This window comes from Hoeflea sp. CAU 1731 (genome assembly GCF_039888615.1).
Taxonomy (GTDB): Bacteria; Pseudomonadota; Alphaproteobacteria; order Rhizobiales; family Rhizobiaceae; genus Flavimaribacter.
This window is the reverse complement of the sequence record NZ_JBDQQS010000003.1, coordinates 74,666-93,034: the sequence shown is the minus strand read 5'-3', so window position 1 is coordinate 93,034 and position 18,369 is coordinate 74,666. Positions and strand designations below refer to the sequence as shown.

At 61.8% G+C, this 18,369-nt stretch carries 15 protein-coding genes; 9 read left to right on the top strand and 6 right to left on the bottom strand.

The window, feature by feature from the left end:
• Positions 1 to 70: 70 nt before the first annotated feature.
• The 4 genes from AAFN47_RS06870 to AAFN47_RS06855 all read left to right on the top strand — a co-directional run bounded on the left by AAFN47_RS06870 (position 71) and on the right by AAFN47_RS06855 (position 5,801).
• Positions 71 to 2,242 carry an anthranilate synthase gene (locus tag AAFN47_RS06870; protein ID WP_499808692.1) on the top strand — a complete coding sequence of 724 codons (2,172 nt, stop codon included), beginning with the start codon at positions 71 to 73 and terminating at the stop codon, positions 2,240 to 2,242.
• A 295-nt stretch (positions 2,243 to 2,537) separates the two neighbouring features.
• Positions 2,538 to 4,256, top strand: a complete 1,719-nt coding sequence (leuA, locus tag AAFN47_RS06865) for a 2-isopropylmalate synthase (RefSeq protein WP_499808467.1) — start codon at positions 2,538 to 2,540, stop codon at positions 4,254 to 4,256.
• Between the two features lie 33 nt (positions 4,257 to 4,289).
• Complete coding sequence (locus AAFN47_RS06860; protein WP_499808466.1) at positions 4,290 to 5,078, top strand: alpha/beta fold hydrolase; 789 nt, start codon at positions 4,290 to 4,292, stop codon at positions 5,076 to 5,078.
• 81 nt (positions 5,079 to 5,159) lie between these two features.
• Positions 5,160 to 5,801 (top strand): hypothetical protein, encoded by a 642-nt coding sequence (locus AAFN47_RS06855; RefSeq protein ID WP_499808465.1) that lies wholly within the window; start codon positions 5,160 to 5,162, stop codon positions 5,799 to 5,801.
• 5 nt (positions 5,802 to 5,806) lie between these two features.
• Here AAFN47_RS06855 and AAFN47_RS06850 read toward each other — a convergent pair whose 3' ends face one another.
• Positions 5,807 to 6,718: a metallophosphoesterase family protein gene (locus AAFN47_RS06850; RefSeq protein WP_499808464.1), complete on the bottom strand. Its 912-nt coding sequence runs from the start codon at positions 6,716 to 6,718 to the stop codon at positions 5,807 to 5,809.
• A gap of 29 nt (positions 6,719 to 6,747) precedes the next feature.
• On the opposite strand from AAFN47_RS06850, the gene AAFN47_RS06845 reads away from it, so the two are divergent.
• Complete coding sequence (locus AAFN47_RS06845) at positions 6,748 to 7,194, top strand: NUDIX domain-containing protein (protein WP_499808463.1); 447 nt, start codon at positions 6,748 to 6,750, stop codon at positions 7,192 to 7,194.
• A 3-nt stretch (positions 7,195 to 7,197) separates the two neighbouring features.
• Here AAFN47_RS06845 and AAFN47_RS06840 read toward each other — a convergent pair whose 3' ends face one another.
• Positions 7,198 to 8,181, bottom strand: a complete 984-nt coding sequence (locus AAFN47_RS06840; protein WP_499808462.1) for a glutathione S-transferase family protein — start codon at positions 8,179 to 8,181, stop codon at positions 7,198 to 7,200.
• Between the two features lie 152 nt (positions 8,182 to 8,333).
• Here AAFN47_RS06840 and AAFN47_RS06835 point away from each other — a divergent pair, with 152 nt between their 5' ends.
• Together AAFN47_RS06835 and AAFN47_RS06830 are read left to right on the top strand one after the other, a co-directional pair.
• The gene (locus AAFN47_RS06835) at positions 8,334 to 8,912 is read left to right on the top strand and encodes an NUDIX domain-containing protein (protein WP_499808461.1); all 579 of its coding nucleotides are present in this window, start codon (positions 8,334 to 8,336) and stop codon (positions 8,910 to 8,912) included.
• Between the two features lie 183 nt (positions 8,913 to 9,095).
• Positions 9,096 to 9,638, top strand: coding sequence for a GNAT family N-acetyltransferase (locus tag AAFN47_RS06830; RefSeq protein WP_499808691.1), 543 nt, complete (start codon positions 9,096 to 9,098; stop codon positions 9,636 to 9,638).
• 482 nt (positions 9,639 to 10,120) lie between these two features.
• On the opposite strand, the gene AAFN47_RS06825 is transcribed toward AAFN47_RS06830, so the two are convergent.
• The 4 genes from AAFN47_RS06825 to AAFN47_RS06810 are packed head-to-tail and all read right to left on the bottom strand — an operon-like array spanning position 10,121 to position 16,924.
• Positions 10,121 to 12,184 carry a hypothetical protein gene (locus AAFN47_RS06825; protein WP_499808460.1) on the bottom strand — a complete coding sequence of 688 codons (2,064 nt, stop codon included), beginning with the start codon at positions 12,182 to 12,184 and terminating at the stop codon, positions 10,121 to 10,123.
• The gene (locus AAFN47_RS06820) at positions 12,181 to 14,991 is read right to left on the bottom strand and encodes a DUF4159 domain-containing protein (RefSeq protein WP_499808459.1); all 2,811 of its coding nucleotides are present in this window, start codon (positions 14,989 to 14,991) and stop codon (positions 12,181 to 12,183) included. The genes AAFN47_RS06825 and AAFN47_RS06820 overlap by 4 nt, the downstream gene beginning before the upstream one ends.
• Positions 14,988 to 15,908: a DUF58 domain-containing protein gene (locus AAFN47_RS06815; protein WP_499808458.1), complete on the bottom strand. Its 921-nt coding sequence runs from the start codon at positions 15,906 to 15,908 to the stop codon at positions 14,988 to 14,990. Before AAFN47_RS06815 ends, AAFN47_RS06820 begins: the two co-directional genes overlap by 4 nt.
• Entirely contained in the window at positions 15,908 to 16,924 is a 1,017-nt protein-coding gene (locus AAFN47_RS06810) for an AAA family ATPase (RefSeq protein ID WP_499808457.1), read from the bottom strand. The genes AAFN47_RS06815 and AAFN47_RS06810 overlap by 1 nt, the downstream gene beginning before the upstream one ends.
• A gap of 193 nt (positions 16,925 to 17,117) precedes the next feature.
• On the opposite strand from AAFN47_RS06810, the gene AAFN47_RS06805 reads away from it, so the two are divergent.
• Entirely contained in the window at positions 17,118 to 17,729 is a 612-nt protein-coding gene (locus tag AAFN47_RS06805) for a DUF1285 domain-containing protein (RefSeq protein WP_499808456.1), read from the top strand.
• The gene (locus AAFN47_RS06800; RefSeq protein ID WP_499808455.1) at positions 17,726 to 18,364 is read left to right on the top strand and encodes a CoA pyrophosphatase; all 639 of its coding nucleotides are present in this window, start codon (positions 17,726 to 17,728) and stop codon (positions 18,362 to 18,364) included. The genes AAFN47_RS06805 and AAFN47_RS06800 overlap by 4 nt, the downstream gene beginning before the upstream one ends.
• Positions 18,365 to 18,369: the final 5 nt, after the last annotated feature.

Genomic DNA, 18,369 nt, shown 5'->3' with positions numbered 1-18,369 from the left:
AAGCCGCCGAGAACCAGTCCGGCGGCTTTTTTGTGCCGGGCAGTCGGCGAAACCGGGATCGTGACTGATGATGGCAACGAAAAATATTGAAGACTCCGAGGAGTTCACAACGCGCGGCGGGGTGTCGGTCAGCCGAACGCGCCATGCGATGTCCTATTCCACTGCGCTTGACGACTATATCGAAGGCCTTGATAGCCGGCGCGGCGCGGTGTTTTCCTCCAACTACGAATATCCCGGACGCTACACGCGTTGGGACACCGCGATCATCGATCCGCCTCTTTCGATCGTCGCCAGGGGGCGCTCCATGCGCGTCGAGGCGCATAATGAACGCGGCGAAGCCCTGCTCGCCATCGTTGCGCGTCGTCTCGAGCGCGAAAAGGAAATCGTACTCGGACTGGAGCTCCAGCGCAGTCTCGAGCTGACCGTGCTCATGCCGAAAGGGTCCTTTTCGGAAGAGCGCCGTTCGAAAGTTACGACGGTTTTCACGCCGCTGCGCGCCATCATCGATCTGTTTTTCAACGAGGAAGACGACAATCTCGGCCTGTTCGGCGCATTCGGCTACGATCTGGCGTTACAGTTCGACAGCGTTGACCTGCATCTCAAGCGACCGGATGGCCAGCGCGACCTGGTGCTCTATTTGCCCGACGAGATCCTTGTCGTTGACCATTATTCGGCAAAGGCCTGGGTTGACCGTTACGAGTTCTCTCGACGGGACCACACGACTGTCGGCAAGTCGGCGGAGACTGACGCCACGCCATTCGAGATGGCGGAAAAGACGCCGCCGCGCGGCGATCACGAACCCGGCGAATATGCGCGCCTTGTACGAAAGGCGAAGGAGAAATTCCAGCGCGGCGACCTTTTCGAGGTCGTTCCCGGACAGATGTTCTACGAACGCTGCGTCAGCCCGCCATCGGCGATTTCGCGGCGTCTGAAGGAAACCAACCCGTCGCCCTACTCCTTTTTCATCAATCTCGGCGAGCGTGAATATCTGGTTGGCGCGTCACCCGAAATGTTCGTGCGCGTCAATGGCCGCCGGGTCGAGACCTGTCCGATTTCCGGCACGATAAAGCGTGGCGAGGATGCGATCGCGGACTCGCAGCAGATCCTCAAGCTGCTCAATTCGAAAAAGGACGAGTCGGAACTGACGATGTGTTCCGACGTCGACCGCAACGACAAGAGTCGCGTTTGCGAACCGGGAACTGTGCGCGTCATCGGCCGACGCCAGATCGAGATGTACTCGCGTCTGATTCATACGGTCGACCATATCGAGGGACGGCTCGCCGACGGCATGGACGCCTTCGACGCCTTTCTCAGTCATGCCTGGGCTGTGACCGTCACCGGAGCGCCGAAGCTTTGGGCCATGCGTTTCATCGAGGAGAACGAGAAGAGCACGCGGGCCTGGTATGGCGGTGCGATCGGAATGGTCGGCTTCAATGGCGACATGAACACCGGACTGACGCTGAGGACGATCCGTATCAAGGACGGCATCGCGGAGGTGCGGGCGGGGGCGACGCTGCTTTACGATTCCGATCCGGACGAGGAAGAAGCGGAAACGGAACTCAAGGCCTCGGCCATGCTTTCCGCGATCCGGGAAGCCGGCAAGGCGAACGATGTCGCGTCCGCGCGCTCTGCAGCACGGGTGGGAGACGGCGTCAGCATCCTGCTTGTCGACCACGAGGATTCCTTCGTCCACACGCTTGCGAACTATTTCCGCCAGACCGGCGCAAAGGTGACCACGATGCGGTCGCCGATATCAGACGCGGTTTTCGACGAGGTCAAACCGGATCTCGTCGTGCTGTCGCCGGGGCCGGGTTCGCCGAAGGATTTCGACTGCAAGGCGACGATCAAGAAAGCGCGCAGCCGCGACCTGCCGATTTTTGGTGTATGCCTCGGACTGCAGGCGCTTACAGAAGCCTATGGCGGGGATCTCCGGACGCTCGCCATTCCGATGCACGGCAAGCCGTCGCGCGTGCGCGTGTCCGAACCCGGCCTGGTTTTTTCCGGCCTGGGCAATTCCGTGACCGTCGGTCGTTACCACTCGATTTTCGCCGATCCGGCGACGCTTTCGCAGGATTTCATCATTACGGCGGAAGCCGAAGACGGAACGATCATGGCGATCGAGCATCGAAACGAACCCGTGGCGGCCGTTCAGTTCCATCCCGAATCCATCATGTCGCTCGGCCAGGACGCCGGAATGCGCATGATCGAGAATGTGGTGGCCCATCTCGCCCGTCGCGCCTGACAGGGTGAAAAGGCTTGCTGTGCATCGAGTGGGCGGTTATAAGACCGCCCATGTCGAAGAGCACGTTTGAAATTTTCGAAGATCTGAAGGTCCCGCGCACCTTGTGCGCGTCGGCCCTGTCCGTGCTTCTACTTCTCGGCCTTACTGGCGATCGCCGGGCCCGTTGAGGGAGCGTCCGGCGGTCGATTTGCCGATGGCGCCAGCTCCTTGAAACCTTCATCAGTAAAGTGAAACGGCCGGAAGGCCGGTATGGCGACAGCCCGGAGGCGTTGCCTGAAGAGATCGAGAAACAGACATGACTATCGTACAGACAATCGGCGAAGCCGAAAAAAAACAGTCCGGCATGCCGGACGCGTCCCGCAAATATCATCCCTATCCCGCAGTTGGCCTTGACGACAGGACCTGGCCCTCCAAGCGCATCGAGAACCCGCCGGTCTGGTGTTCGGTGGACCTGCGAGACGGCAATCAGTCGCTCGTCAATCCGATGGGGCACGACCGCAAATCGCGCATGTTCAAGCTGCTTCTGGACATGGGTTTCAAGGAAATCGAGATCGGCTTTCCTTCCGCCTCGCAGACCGATTTCGACTTTGCGCGCTGGTGCGTGGAGCAGGGCGGAGTGCCTGAAGACGTCTCCCTGCAGGTGCTGGTCCAGTGCCGTCCCGAACTGATCACCCGGACTTTCGAGTCGCTGGAAGGCGCGCATCGGCCGATCGTGCACTTCTACAATTCGACCAGCGAACTGCAGCGTCGCGTGGTCTTTGCCAAAGACGTTGCGGGCATCAAGGAGATCGCCGTCGACGCCGCGAAGATGATCACGGATATGGCTGAAAAGGCGGGAGGCGGCTACCGATTCCAGTATTCCCCCGAAAGCTTTACGGGCACCGAGCTGGAGGTTGCGCTGGAAATCTGCAATGCGGTGATCGAGGTCGTGCAGCCGACGCCGGATGACAAGCTCATCATCAATCTGCCTTCGACCGTCGAGATGTCGACGCCGAACATTTACGCCGACCAGATCGAATGGATGTGTCGTCAGCTCGACCGTCGCGACAGCCTGATCGTGTCGCTCCACCCGCACAATGACCGCGGGACCGGAATCGCCGCTACCGAGCTGGGGCTGATGGCCGGCGCCGACCGGGTCGAGGGTACGCTGTTCGGCAATGGCGAGCGCACCGGCAATGTCGATATCGTCACGCTGGCATTGAACATGTACACGCAGGGCGTCGATCCGAAACTCGACTGTTCGCGGATCGAGCACATGAAGAGCATCTACGAATACGCCAACCAGATGAAAATCCCGGAACGCCACCCTTACGTCGGCGAACTGGTCTACACGGCGTTTTCCGGCTCGCACCAGGACGCGATCAACAAGGGCATGAAGGCGATCCGCTCCTCCAACAAGGAACTCTGGGAAGTGCCTTACCTGCCGATCGATCCGCAGGACGTGGGCCGCACCTACGAAGCGATCATCCGTATCAACTCGCAGTCCGGCAAGGGCGGCATTGCCTACATCCTGCATGAGGATTACGGGCTCAACCTGCCGCGCGGCCTGCAGGTCGAGTTCCAGTCGGAAATCCAGCGCATCACCGACGAGGAGGGCGAAGAGCTTCCCTCGCGGATGATCTACGACCGGTTCATGGACATCTATGTCGAACAGCCGGACGGACGGCTCAAATATGTCGACCACCACACCTACGCCTCCACTGAGACGAAAGGCGTTCGCGAGGTCGAGGCGGTTATCACCGACAACGGTGAGACCATGAAGATCAACGGCGCCGGCAACGGCCCGATCGACGGTTTCGTCAACGCCCTGTCGCGCCACATCGGCATCGAGCTGACGGTGGCCGACTACTCGGAACATTCCCTCCAGCACGGCGCCAACGCAAAGGCGATCTGCTACATGGAAATGGAGCATCCGGGCGGCAAGATCTTCGGGGTCGGCGTCAGCACCAACATTGTTGCGGCTTCGCTCGAGGGTGTCGTCTCGGCGGCGAACCGCCTTATCGCATTGAAATAGCCGCCGACGGTGCCGGATACTGACGATCAAAAAATGACGGCGGACGGTCTCTACGCTCTCCAGAAGGGCGAAGGGGACCGCCCGCCGCTTGTCTTTCTGCATGGCTTTGCGGCTGGCTCGTTTGTCTGGTCGCGCCTGCAGGACGCCTTGTCGGTCGACCGGAAAACGTTCGCCTATGATCTGCCGGGACATGGCGGATCAGCGTCGTCCTCCGGCGTGGGCGGCGGCGGCAGCATGGCGAAGGCGCTGATCGCCGATCTCGACAGGCGCGGCGTCGAGCGGGCGCATCTGGTCGGACATTCCATGGGTGGAGCCACGGCGGCGCTTGTCGCGGCGCGCCAGCCGCCACGCGTCGCGTCTCTGACGCTGCTCGCGCCGGGCGGTTTCGGCGCGGAAATCAATCACCGGCTTCTCAGGCGCTATGCGCTTGCCGACAACGAACAGGACCTGACCGCCTGTCTCGAGGAGATGTTCGGCTGGAACGCGACGATCCCTCCGGATCTGGTTTCTCGCCTGAAGGCCTTGCGCAAAACCCACGGCGCCGCCGACAGGATGAAGCAGATCATGCAGAGCATCTTCGTCGAGGATGACGCCGGCGTATCTCAGGGCGTCATACGTCGCGAGTTGATCGCTGCTCTCGACATGCCGGTCAAGGTGCTGTGGGGAACGCAGGACCGGGTGTTGCCGACGCGCCAGTCGCATCGCCTGCCGCCGCTTTTCGCCGCCCATGTCTTCGAAAACACCGGTCACATGCTGATCGAGGAGCGGTCTGATGAGGTCGAGACCCTCATCCGCCAGAACATCGCTTCTGTGGGCGATTAAAATGTCGGCTTGCTCGCGTCGAGGCGAAGTCCCATGTTATGGGTAATTGTAAATTAACCATATCAGCAGGTTATTCGGCTCATGAGCAACGATCCCGCTCCCCAGAACAAGAGGCATCTGTCTGACGCCGTGCGCGAGGTCAAGATCGCCGCCGCCGAAAGGCAGGATGTCATCGTCGACATGAAGGAGGCGGATCGCGCCCGTCTCGAATTGCTCTACAACGAACTGCAGCCGGTCTTCGACGAAGTGTCGGAAGACGACGACCAGTTCGATTTTGCATTGTCGTCAGGCGCGCAACCGCGTCTGTGGATCGACGCCGTCGCCCATGTCCACATGGGACATGACCGTCGCACCTTCCGCTTCGTGCTCGACAGGCGCTACGGGCGCAGCGTGCTCGCCGAGTCCGATGATCTCATGAAGATGGCCGATCAGGTCACCATCTACATTGCAGAGCGGACCGTCGAGCGCCAGCGTTTCATGGCCGGTGACGATTTCAGATACGCAACGCCGGTCGCTTCCCAGGCGGTTGAACGGCCGCAACCGGCGCCGGCGCAGGAGGCCGAAATCGATGCAACGCCTCAACCGGCGGCGAAGAAGGACCACCCCAACGGGGCCAGCTTTGTCACCGGTCTTATCTGGTTCATCATCGGAAGTCTGGTAACGCTTTTCGCGATGGGCGCCATTTTCTGGGGCGAAATCAGCCCATCCATAGCAGGTCTGTAAAAGGCCTAGATTTTCAAGTGCAGGTCGATCGTATCGGAAAGCACGATCTCCTCTCCTGTCCGGTCAAGCCTGTGACGCGCCACATTGCAACGCCAGTCTCCATCCGCGCCCTCGATCGATATCAGATTGTAGCCGGCGGCTGGTCGACGGCTGGAAGGACCTTCACTGGCTGACGGCACGCCCAGGACGGGAACCGTTCTCGCCTTGCCCATGATCCGGTGCAGCGTGTCGAGGTGGGTGTGGCCATGCAGGACGAGTTCGGCGCCTTCTTCGGCGACGACTTTCTGGAACCTCGAAATGCCCTGCATGCGCTTGTGCCAGGCGGCGGCGTTGTTGACCGGCGGGTGGTGGATAAGGATGATTCGGAACAGACCCTCTTTTCCCGCCTGCTTCAGTAGCGCCCGCAGACGCCGCGCCTCGGTCTCGTCAAACATGCCCGTCGCCATGAAGGGCAGGGAAGCGTTGGCGGTAGACACGCCGATCAGCGCGACCGGCCCGCGACGGCGCAGATAGGGAAACGATCTTACCGTCAGCGGTCTTTCCGTCACGTCGTCGCCGGCCATGTAATGCGCCCAGGCTGCGCATATTTTCCGGAAGGCGCCGGGCACGTAGGCGTCGTGATTGCCGGGCACCAGGGATGTGTTCTCCGGATCGCCGGCGGCTTGCAGCCACGCCGTCGCCGTTTCGATCTCGATATCGGTCGACAGGTTCACCAGATCTCCGGTGATAGCCAGATGATCAAGAGACTGCGCGAAGATGTCTTCCATCAGGACGGTCAACGCGTCGCTGGCGTGATGCTTGCGACGATTGCGGTGCCAGTTCACATAGCCAGTGATCCGCTTGGACGCCAACTGTCGTAATGTTACTTTAGGAAGTGGTCCGAGATGGACGTCGGAGATATGGGCGAGACGAAACATGATCAGACCATAAAGAGAGTTGGGGTCAAATGCTCGTCCGAATTTTGCATCTTTTTCATATTTTCAATCGTCCCATGACGCTTGGCGTGCGCGCCGCGGCCTTCGACGCCGAGGGAAGGGTGTTTCTTGTCAGGCACACCTATATCGGCGGCTGGTATCTGCCCGGCGGAGGGGTCGATGCGGGAGAAAGCGTCTATGAGTCGCTCGAGCGGGAACTCGCGGAAGAAGGAAACCTCGCGATCGGCGGCGCCGCCGAGCTGTTCGGTTTCTATTTCAACCGCAACGCCAGCCGGCGCGACCACGTGGCGCTGTTTGTCTGCAGGAACGTGTCGCAGACAGCGCCGCTAAATGGCAATGCCGAGATCGCCGAAGCCGGCTTTTTCGAAACCAACGCGTTGCCGGACAACACCACGGATGCGACCCGGCGCAGGCTCGCTGAACTGCTCCAGGGCCAACCGGTCTCGCGCACCTGGTAGCGGTCAAAGACGGCCGCGATCGTGCGGGGCGTCGTAGTCGAGCTCGGGCCCCTTCGGCACGATGCCTGTCGGATTGACGCTTTCGTGGCTGCCGTAATAGTGTTTCTTGATGTGGTTGAGGTCCACAGTCCCGGCGACGCCCGGCATCTGATAGAGCTCGCGCATATAGCCAGAGAGCGCCGGATAGTCGGCGATGCGCTTCCGATTGCACTTGAAGTGCCCGACATAGACCGGGTCGAAGCGCACAAGCGTCGTGAAGAGCCGCCAGTCCGCCTCGGTCAGCGTTCCGCCGAGAAGGTAGCGGTTCGTCGTCAGACGCTCCTCGAGTGTATCCAGTTCTGCGAACAGGGCGTCGAAGGCTTCTTCGTAGGCCTCCTGGCTGGTGGCGAAGCCGCACTTGTAGACGCCATTGTTGACGTTGTCGTAGATCGGCTGGTTGATCGCGTCGATATTCGCTCTCAGCGCTTCCGGGTAGAAATCGAGATCGCTGTCGACGCCTTCGACGCCATTAAAGGCGCTGTTGAACATGCGAATGATCTCGGAGGATTCATTGGAGACGACGGTCCCGGTCTTCTTGTCCCACAGGACCGGCACGGTCACCCTGCCGGTGTAGTGCGTATCGGCCTTTACATAGACCTGCCAGAGCTTCTCCAACCCATGGATGTGATCTTCCGTCCCGCCTTCCCTGCCGCGGAATTCCCAGCCGTTCTCACCCATGTGATAGTCGACGACCGAAAGGCCGATCGCCGCTTCAAGACCTTTCAGTCGGCGGAATATCAGCGTGCGATGGGCCCAGGGGCAGGCGAGGGAGACATAGAGGTGATAGCGGCCGGCCTCGGCTGCAAAGCCGCCTTCGCCGCTTGGACCGGGGCTGCCGTCAGGTGTTACCCAGTTGCGAAAGCTCGAATCAGATCGCTTGAAACGACCGCCTGTTTCGCTCGTATTGTACCAGACGTCTTTCCACTCGCCGTCGACCAGTTTACCCATGTCAAAGCTCCTTTTCCACGCTCACATAGGGTCCTAACGCCGGAAGACGAAGACCGTTCGGGTGAACAGTCTGTTCTTCGCCTGTCCGCGTTTACACATTCTTGACGTTGCCGCCGTTTATTCCAAGCCCGACGAGACCAGGGAGACACTGCATGCCGTCCAACGAACTTTTCCGCATCCGGGATCGAACGATTCTGTCAGACGACTGGGGCGTTCTCTCGCGCTACGATTTCGAACTGAGGACGCGTTCCGGCGCGTGGCAGGCCCAGCGGCGGGAAGCCTATGACCGCGGCAACGGCGTGGCCTGTCTTCTTCATGATCCGGCGGGCGGAACCGTGCTTCTCATCCGGCAGTTCCGGCTGCCGGCCGCCGTCAACGGTCATGACGGAATGATGATCGAGGTTCCTGCCGGCATGCTCGACGGCGCCGATCCGAAGCAGCGGATGCGCGAGGAACTCGAGGAGGAAACCGGCTATCGCGTATCCGAACTCGACCATCTTTTCGACGTCTATATGAGTCCCGGATCGGTGACGGAATATCTGTCCTTTTACCAGGGAGCCTACGACCGTTCGGACCGCGCCTCGAAGGGCGGCGGCAACCCGGAAGAAGGCGAGGATATCGAGGTGTTGCACGTTCCGCTCGAGGAGGCGCTGGCCATGACGCGATCCGGCGAGATCTGCGACGCCAAGACCATCATGCTGATTCAGCGCCTGGCTCTCGAGGCGCGCTGAGGCGGGTCGGGCGCCGGAAACGGATAATTGCTTGCATGGCGCGACATCTATGTGCTATCCGCCCCGGACCAAAAAGAGGAAGCGAGATGCACAACCCGGGACAATTGCGACGAAGCTGATAACGCGCTGCCGACAGGCAGACGGCCGTCCATTGTCTTTTCAATTCACATATCCGGGTTCGCCATGTCCGCTCTCAATCCTGTCTATCTGACCGAAGACCCCACCCACGACGACGTCATCAATTTCATCAATGAAGAGGCCTTCGGACCGGGCCGGTTGACGCGCGCGGCGGAGCGTGTTCGCGAGCAGGGGCCGCACGACCGGTCGCTGTCTTTCGTCGCCACGGTGGACGGTGAGGTCATTGCCTCGGTTCGCCTGACGCCGGTGATGGCGGGAGACGCCCTGGGCCATATGCTTGGACCGCTGGCCGTGCGGCCGTCGCACAAGAATCTTGGCATCGGCCGCGAGTTGGTGCGGATTTCGGTGCTCGCCGCCAAGGCCAAGGGGGGCGAGGCCGTGATCCTTGTCGGCGACCCGCCCTATTACGCCCCGCTCGGGTTCACACCGGTGACGGCGCGACTTGATTTTCCGGGTCCGGTAGACCGGTCGCGCATCCTGGTGGCGACAGATAATGAGGACATCCAGGAACGGTTGAACGGACCGATCCGGTGGCGCGAAGATCCAGTCGCCGAGGCCTTCGAACTCATGGTGCAGGAAATCGCCTGAGAGGCGCAAGGCTGACCCGCGATGCAGGGAGCGCCGGACGTTGCTTTGTGGCGGCGGCGTTTGCCGAAATTCTGTATGGATCCCGCGTCAAGCGCGGGATGAGGAGAGTTGGGTAGCGTTGGAAAGATAAAAGACCTGCCAGTGAAGGATGTTATTTAATTAATAAAAACAATGAATTAAAGTGATATCTCTAGGCTTGCCCCAGACCGGCAAAAGGTTCAGTGAATTCTGGCTTTGTTTCGGGAATTGGCCGTTTGGCACATTCTGGCCAATCTGGCTTTGTTTCGGGAAACGAGCAATCAGCCTCTTCAGGGCGATCTGGGTTTGTTTCGGGAATTCGTGTTTTTGCCCCTTGCAGCGCGATCCGGCGCCGACGAGATCGCCTTTGAAAAGACGACTGTATAGCACAGGTAGCCGGAAATTTCAGCCGGAAAGTTCTGCCTCTGTTTTCTTCGATACGCGTCGACGTTTTGCGGAAGGGGTCAGCGGCCTTCGCGGTACCATGTGCCGGCGAGCGCGAACAGCAGCAGGGCGAGACCCAGGAAGCCGCCGAAGAGCGGGATCCTGTTGATTCCTCGGAGTTCGGATTCTCCGGTCAGGTTGAGCATCATGCGATCCGACGAGCCGCGCTGCAGCCCCTTGACCGGCACGATGGGCGGCAATTGCACGGCGCCGCCATTGTCCGAAACCCGCGCTACCATGCCTCCGGTCGCATCGGCAATGGGTTTCAGGACTTCCGTGGTGGACACGGTCGCGGAAAATTCCGGCGCGTTGGTTGCCCCGACATGAACGAGCGTCGACATGTCCCCGTTGGAAATTTCGAACAGGCCGCTTTCGGTTACAGGCGCGTCGGCGGTGAAGCGTCCGTCTTCTCCACCGCTCAGATTGATCGAAACGGTCTCGCCGGACGGCGACGAGAGCACGGCTTCCGGCACGGCGTCGGCCATGGTCTGTCGATCAATGGTGATGACATTGCCATTGGCTGTGGCCGTCAGCGCTTCTTCTTCGAGCGCCGGCTCCTTCATGAGCCAGTGGGCGATGCGCCGGTAGAGCGGAACATGCGGACCGCCGCCTTCGAAGCCGCGCGCCCACAGCCAGCCATGGTCGGACATCAGCATGGCGACGCGTCCATCGCCGACACGTTCGAGCACGAGGAGCGGAATGCCGTCTGGTCCCTCGAGCACCGTATCGTCGACCGGCGCTTTGGATTCCACAGCCCGGAACCAGCGGCCCCATTGCGGCGGCTCCTGGCCGGAGCCCGGCAGATCGCGGGTGACGGGATGCCTCGCACCGACATCGGTCGGACGCGGATAGAAGCCGACTTCGCTGACGCGGCCGGTGGGCGCCGCCGGCAAAACCGGCGCGAGCGGCGTGCTCGCGATGGAATCCTGCCCGGCATGTTCCGGACCCGCGGCGATCAGCAGCGCGCCGCCATCCTCCACATACTGGGCGATGTAGTCGTAATAGAGCACCGGGAGAACGCCGCGGCGCTGGTACCGGTCGAAGACAATCAGGTCGAACTCGTTGATTTTCTCAACGAAAAGCTCACGGGTCGGAAAGGCGATAAGCGACAATTCGTCGATGGGCGTGCCGTCCTGTTTTTCAGGCGGGCGAAGGATGGTGAAATGAACCAGGTCGACCGAGGTGTCGGATTTGAGAAGATTGCGCCAGGCGCGCTCGCCGCTGTGTGGCTCGCCGGAAACCAGCAGCACGCGCAGATTTTCGCGAATTCCGTCGAGAATGGTGACGGCCTTGTTGTTGGCGAGCGTCACTTCGTCTGGAACCGGTTCGACCGACAGTTCGATGATGTTGTCGCCGGCGTGTTCGATGTCGATGGTCAGCGGCATGTCCTGGCCGATCGGAGCGAGTTCGCGGCTGTATGCCTCGCCATTGATCTTCACGGTCACTTCCGCGACGTCGCCGCCGGAGCGCCCGTCATCGACGATGCGATAGACGATCTCCTGGGTCTCGCCGACAATGCCGAAACGTGGCGCGTTCACCAGTTGCACCCGGCGATCGATCTCGTCCGCGCTGCCGGTCACCAGGCCGTGGACGGGCGCGTTGAAGCCAAGCTCAGATGCCTGTTCGGGAACGTCGTGAATTTGTCCGTCGGTGATCATCACCGCGCCTGCGATCCGAGCGGTCGGCACATCCCTGAGCGTCGTCGAAAGCGTTGAAAAGAGCTGTGTGGACGGGGAATTGTCCGCGGCGTCGTGGGTTGTTTCCGCTATCCGGACATCCAGGCCACGAAAGCGCGATAGCTGGTCTTCCAGACGAGCGAGGGTTTCGTCGGTCGCCGCCGTGCGTTCCGGGGACGCCTGACTCTGGCTGCGGTCGACGATCACGGCGACAACGCTGTCCAGCGGTTCGCGCACCTGCTGCATATAGACAGGATTAGCGAGCGCCAGGCACAGCGCGGCAAGCGCAAGGACCCTGATCCAGGCGCCGCGCACCCTTTGCCAGAGGCCAAACGCCATCAGTAGCGCGCCGAGTGCGGCGACGACATAAATGTAGACGGGTGGAATGAGCGGAGAGAAATGGATCATTGGCCAAGACGCTCCAGCAACGCCGGAATGTGAACCTGGTCGGATTTGTAGTTGCCGGTCAGCATGTACATCATGATGTTGACGCCCCCGCGGAAAGCGTATTCCCGCTGCAGCGGATCCGGCGGCACCGTCGGATAGACGGGGATATTGTTGCGGTCGATCGCCCAGGCGCCGGCGAGGTCGTTGCCGGTGATGATGATCGAGGAGACGCCGTCGCCGCTACGCGCCGGACGATCGCTCTGTTCGCCCGCGTCGTAACTCGTCTCAACCCAAAGCGGACTGCCGCGATAGCGACCGGGAAACTCGTTGAGAATATAGAACGCCTTGGTGAGAACGTGGTCATCGGGCACGGGCTCGAGGGCGGGAATATCGAGATCGGCCAGGATATTGCGCAAGCGCGCGGTCTCCGGAGTGATCGCAGCCTCGTCGAGCCCGGCGAGCGCATCGCGCGTATCAAACAGAACAGTGCCGCCGTTTTTCATGAAGGCGTCTATCCGGCTGATCGCTTCAGGCGAGGGTGGCTCTGCGTCGATGGAAATCGGCCAGTAAAGCATCGGGTAGAGGGCGAGCGGATCGGTGTCGAGATCGACCCCGACGGCGTCACCCGGCTCCAGCGAGGTGCGGAAAGACAGAAAACGTGAAAGCCCCGTCATGCCCTGTCTGCTGGTCTCGTCAACCACGGCGTCACCGGTGATGACATAGGCGAGGTGGGTGCGATCGAGAGAGGCGAGGATCTGGTCGTCGTTCGGCATCTCGTCGGCCGCCAGTCCGTTGCCGCCGGAAGACAGGAAAAACACGGCGGCGACGAGCGCCATGCCAAGCGAGGACGCGGCCGGACGGCCGAAATTGCGGCGCGCGAAGGCGCCCGACATACCGAGAACCACGAGGCTGTCGATGATGAGCAGGATGACGGCGGCCGTCAGAAGCGGTGGTTTGAGATCGCGGCTTTCGCCGGCGACGAAACCGGACCGCGTCGCCGCCACCGGGAATTCCGGTGCGACGAATGGCTCCAGCGTGTCGTCGAAACGCATCAGATTGAGCGCCAGAAAGCCGCTTTCCGCCCCGTAGAGCCCCGGCGGATTATCAAAAGAGACGACCGGCGTGTCGCCGCGAGCAATCTGGAGCGGCTGAGCGGCGCCTGTCGGAGCCGTCAGCGCGCCCCTGGCGTTCAGCAACTGGTATGGCGGCAGATTGACGCCTGTATCCTGCCTTCCCGCGGCCGTGGTGGCGCGCGACAGCAGGATCGAGCGGCGAAGCATTTCGACGAATTGTCCGGAAATCGGCAGTGAGGACCATTTCGGCTCCGCCGTCACGTGGAAGAGCACGATGCGGCCCTGACCGGTTTCACGGCTTGTGACGAGCGGCGTGCCGTCGAGCAGGCTCGCCCAGGTGTGGGCGGCGAGATCAGGCGACGGTTCAGCAAGAACCTGTGTGTTGACGCTCACATCGTCGGGCCGCGACATGCCCCAGAACGGACCGTTTTCCGGAAATTCGGACAGCGGCTGCGGCTCGCTCCAGGAAAGCGATCCGCCCAGCGTGCGTTCGCCCTGACGCAGCTTGACGGGAACCAGTGGGTCATCGCCGATGCCGCTCGCCATACGCGGTCCGGCGAAGCGGACAAGCATGCCGCCATCCTCCACCCATTCCGAAAGTTCCGATTCCGATTCTTCCGGGAGAGTGCCGATATCAGCCATCACGACGACGGAGGGGCGCTGTTCGAGCACCTCGGAAATCGCGTCGGACAATTCATCGCTTTCCGGCGCGATGAGATCCGTGAAGGGCTGCAGGGCGCGGGTGAGATAGTAAAGCGGGGAAAGGAGCGGCTGCGTCAGGTCCAGCGGTTCGGCCGACAACAGGGCGACGCGCCGCCTGCGGAAGCTGTCGTCGAGCAGATAGGTTGCGCCGGCCGTGGCCGCATTGTCGACGACGATCTGCGCGAAGTCGTTTCGCAGTTCGAACGGCGCTGACAGGGACGCCTGCCCCCGCCGTTCCCCAGCCGCGAATTCCAGCGTTCCTGTGGAAATTGGCCGGCCCCTGTTGTCGCGGGCTGTAATCGGCAGGGTCTGCGCGGCGCTGTCGTTGACGCGCACCGCCGACAGATTGAAACCATCGGCGCTGTTTTCGGCGGAGGTGATCGCTACGGTGCTTTCGCCGCCGGTTTCGAAAATCAGCGCCTGGGCGGTCTCGAGTTCGGCCAGCATTTCCCAGGCGTGTTCAGCGCCGGGTTCGGCGATGCCGTCGGACAGCACCGCGATCGTGCCGAGCGGCGTGGTATGCAGAGCCGCAGCCAGGTTTTCGATCGCCGACAGATCATCGGCGGGCAGCGGACGCGGTTCCGCGGCGAGCAGCCGCTCGCGCGCTCGCGCGGCGATATCCGGCGTCGCGTCGTTGGTCCGGTCCGCGGTGAAGACGATGGAGACCGGCACGTTCTGGCTTTCCGCGTCGGAAATCAGACGCTCGGCGGTCGCCACCCGTTCGTCCCAGTCGCTGACGGTCGCCCAGCTGTTGTCCATTACGATCGCCAGTGGACCATCGTCGCTAACGGTGGTGTCCTGAGGGTTGAGGATCGGGTCGGCCAGTGCGACGATCACGAGCGCCGCCATGAGAAGCCGGAGAGCCGTTAGCCACCAGGGGCTCTTTGACGGCGTCTCCTCCTTTCTCAGGACGCGCGCGAGGATACGGAACGGCGGGAAGGGTTCGGTCTTGGGGCGCGGCGGCGTCAGTCTCAGCAACCACCAGATCACAGGCAACGCCAGAAGGCCGAACAGGACGGCGGGAGCTCCGAATGCGAGGGGGAGGAAACTCAAGCCGCCGTACCTCTCAAACCGTCACCGACCACGCCGGACAGATGGTTGTGCAGCGCAACGAGCGCCGAGGACGCAGGCTGATCGGTGTGGTGGGTGATGAAGTTCCAGCCGAGCCTCCGCAGGTTCTCCGCGATGTTGCTTCGGCGCGACAGAAATGCTCGCTGATAGTCGTCATGCAGCGTCTCGGCCTTGCCCGCGGTCAGTTTCTCGCCGGTTTCGGGATCGATGAACTCCGTGCGGCCATTGTAGGGAAACACTTCTTCCGCGGGATCGCAGATTTCCAGAACGTGGCCGCGCACGCCGCGACGCGCGATTGGCGCGAGCCGCTCAAGCACGGTTTCGGCGGGGTCGAGGAAATCGGAAATCAGCACGACGTCGCTGTGGCGGCCGATGCGATCGAGCTGAGGCCGGTCGCTTTCTTCTTTTTGCAGCATGAGCGCTGTGGCCAGCCGCTCCGAGGCGTTGCGCGCGGCGATCGGATCCATCACGCCGGGCGAGGCGATGCGTTCGCCGGATCGCGCAAGCACTTCAGCGAGCGCAAGCAGTATGACGACGGCGCGGCTTTGCTTGGAGACCTGTGCGAGGTGCGACTGATACAGCATCGACGGCGAGGCGTCGGCCCAGAGCCAGATCGTGTGGGCGGCTTCCCATTCGCGGTCGCGCACATAGACGCTGTCGTCGCGCGCCGACCGGCGCCAATCGATTTTGGCGAGTGTCTCGCCTTCGACATAGGGGCGGAATTGCCAGAAATTCTCTCCCACCCCGCGCTTGCGCCGGCCATGCCAACCGGTAATCACCGTATTGGCGACACGCTGCGCCTCGACCAGCAGGTCGGGCACCAGGGCGGCGCGCTGGCGCGCGCGCACCAGCGCGTCGCTGACGGCTACCGGTTGCGTGGTCTGTCCGACAGGCGCCATTATTCCCCGCTTGCGGTCTTGACCAGATTGGCGATCACGTCGCGGATATGCACGCCCTCGGCGCGCGCAGCGAAAGTCAGCGCCATGCGGTGCTGCAGGATCGGCAGCGCCAGCGCGTAGACGTCGTCGACTGACGGGGCCAGACGGCCGTCATAGAGGGCGCGGGCTCGCACGCACAGCATCATCGACTGGCCGGCGCGCGGCCCGGGCCCCCAGGCGACATGTCTGTCGGTGTCGGCGTTGCCGTTGCCGGGCCTGGCAAGACGCACGAGCGCCAGGATGGCGTCAACGACCTGTTCGCTGACGGGCATGCCGCGCACAAGCGCCTGGATTTCCTGAATGCGCGAACCGGAAAGAACCGCCTTTGCCGTCTTTTCCTCGACGCCTGTCGTCTCCAGAAGGATCCGGCGTTCCGCGTCTTCTTCCGGATAGTTGACGTCGACCTGCATCAGGAAGCGGTCGAGCTGGGCTTCAGGCAGCGGATAGGTGCCTTCCTGCTCCAGCGGGTTTTGGGTTGCGAGCACGTGGAAGGGCTGCGGCAGGTCGTGGTGGGTTCCGGCGACGGTGACGTGATATTCCTGCATCGCCTGCAACAGGGCGGACTGGGTGCGCGGCGAGGCGCGGTTAATCTCGTCGGCCATCAGCAGCTGGGTGAACACGGGTCCGGGAATGAACCGGAAGGACCGCTTGCCGGCGTCGTCCTGGTCCATGACCTCGGAGCCGAGAATGTCGGAGGGCATCAGGTCCGGCGTGAACTGAATACGGTTGTCGTCGAGCCCCAGAACTGTGCCGAGCGTGGAGACGAGCTTGGTCTTGGCGAGGCCAGGCACGCCGACCAGCAGGGCGTGTCCGCCGGACAATACGGTCAGCAGCGTGTGTTCGACGACGGTCTGCTGACCGAAAATGACGTTGCCGACTTCCTTGCGGATCGCGCTGATGTCCTCGAGAGCCGTTTCCGCTACGGCCAGTATCTCCTTCTCATCCATCGTCTGGGTGGAATTTTCGACAAGGCCCATAAAACAGTCTCCGTATTATCTTGTTCGAGAACGTCTACACTTGCATTCACCAACCGTTAAATGGCGTAATTATGATCACCATCAATGGGGATTCGTATTGTCGCAACGGGTTTTCTGCATTCTGCTATGAATGACACGAAGCTGGAACTGCTCTAAGTGACAAAGTTGTGAATGAAGGAGTAACGATTCCGCCATGGCTGAGGGCAAGTTGACGCAAACATCCGACGCAGCCGGACTGGAGGCGCTGATCTCCCGCGCGGCGGCCTCGACCCGCGGGTTGCCGCCCGTTGAAAAATGGAATCCGGAGTTCTGCGGCGATCTCGACATGGAGATCCGCGCCGACGGCACCTGGTTCTATATGGGAACGCCGATCGGACGGCAGCCGCTGGTGCGGCTTTTCTCGACGGTGCTGCGCAAGGACGCGGACGGCATGACCTATCTGGTGACGCCGGTTGAAAAGGTCGGGATTCGCGTGGAAGACGCGCCTTTCATCGGCGTGGAAATGAGCGTGACACAGCGGGACGACCAGCAGGTCCTGACGTTCAGAACCAATGTCGGCGACGTGGTGGAGGCCGGTCCGGACCACCCCTTGCGCTTTGAAATCGCTGGCGAAAACGACGAACTCAAGCCTTATCTTCACGTTCGCGGCCGGCTGGAGGCGCTGATCAGCCGTCCGGTGATGTACGACATCGTGGAGCTTGGCGAGCCTGTGGAGATCAACGGGCGGGAGATGTTCGCCGTGCGCTCCGGAGAAAGCGTGTTCCCGATAATGGAAATGCGGAAACTCGAGGCGCTCAGCCGATGAAGGTCGACGCCGATCAGCGATACAGCGCGCGGGCGCTGCGCGACACGATCACCGCGCGGCCGGCAGTCGACGACGACGCGCTGTTCGGCGACCATTTGCTCAATCCGGATCTGCACAGCTGGGTTCTGAAGCAGAAACTGCGCGATGCGGCCGTGCTTGTGCCCTTCGTCGATCATGGCGACCACACCAGCCTGCTTTTGACCCAGCGCACGGCGAAAATGCGCACCCATTCCGGCCAGATTGCATTTCCGGGCGGCGCAATCGACCCGGAAGACGAATCACCCGAGGCGGCGGCGATGCGGGAGGCGGAGGAAGAAATCGGCCTTCCGGCGAACCACATCGAACCGTTTGGCCGGCTGCCGCGCTATCTCACGGCGAGCGGGTTCAGAATTTTCCCGGTGCTGGCGATCGTCGAGCCGGGCTTTCCGGTCCGGCTCAACCGGCATGAGGTCGACGACGCCTTCGAGGTGCCGCTGGACTTTTTAATGGATCCGGCGAACCACAATCGCGAGAGCAGGGTGTGGCAGGGCCTCGAACGGCATTACTACACCATGCCCTACGACCAGAGATACATCTGGGGCGTGACGGCCGGGATTATCCGAACCCTTTATGAAATCTATTTTTCGGATCGGTAGACGCC

Bases quoted from the DNA above. Each gene is read 5' to 3' on its own strand.
- AAFN47_RS06835 (WP_499808461.1), top strand. From the start codon at position 8,334: ATGCCGTCCAACGAACTTTTCCGCATCCGGGATCGAACGATTCTGTCA.
- AAFN47_RS06830 (WP_499808691.1), top strand. From the start codon at position 9,096: ATGTCCGCTCTCAATCCTGTCTATCTGACCGAAGACCCCACCCACGAC.
- AAFN47_RS06860 (WP_499808466.1), top strand. From the start codon at position 4,290: ATGACGGCGGACGGTCTCTACGCTCTCCAGAAGGGCGAAGGGGACCGC.
- AAFN47_RS06800 (WP_499808455.1), top strand. From the start codon at position 17,726: ATGAAGGTCGACGCCGATCAGCGATACAGCGCGCGGGCGCTGCGCGAC.
- AAFN47_RS06840 (WP_499808462.1), bottom strand. From the start codon at position 8,181: ATGGGTAAACTGGTCGACGGCGAGTGGAAAGACGTCTGGTACAATACG.
- AAFN47_RS06870 (WP_499808692.1), top strand. From the start codon at position 71: ATGGCAACGAAAAATATTGAAGACTCCGAGGAGTTCACAACGCGCGGC.
- leuA (WP_499808467.1), top strand. From the start codon at position 2,538: ATGACTATCGTACAGACAATCGGCGAAGCCGAAAAAAAACAGTCCGGC.
- AAFN47_RS06855 (WP_499808465.1), top strand. From the start codon at position 5,160: ATGAGCAACGATCCCGCTCCCCAGAACAAGAGGCATCTGTCTGACGCC.
- AAFN47_RS06805 (WP_499808456.1), top strand. From the start codon at position 17,118: ATGGCTGAGGGCAAGTTGACGCAAACATCCGACGCAGCCGGACTGGAG.
- AAFN47_RS06815 (WP_499808458.1), bottom strand. From the start codon at position 15,908: ATGGCGCCTGTCGGACAGACCACGCAACCGGTAGCCGTCAGCGACGCG.
- AAFN47_RS06845 (WP_499808463.1), top strand. From the start codon at position 6,748: ATGCTCGTCCGAATTTTGCATCTTTTTCATATTTTCAATCGTCCCATG.
- AAFN47_RS06850 (WP_499808464.1), bottom strand. From the start codon at position 6,718: ATGTTTCGTCTCGCCCATATCTCCGACGTCCATCTCGGACCACTTCCT.
- AAFN47_RS06825 (WP_499808460.1), bottom strand. From the start codon at position 12,184: ATGATCCATTTCTCTCCGCTCATTCCACCCGTCTACATTTATGTCGTC.
- AAFN47_RS06810 (WP_499808457.1), bottom strand. From the start codon at position 16,924: ATGGGCCTTGTCGAAAATTCCACCCAGACGATGGATGAGAAGGAGATA.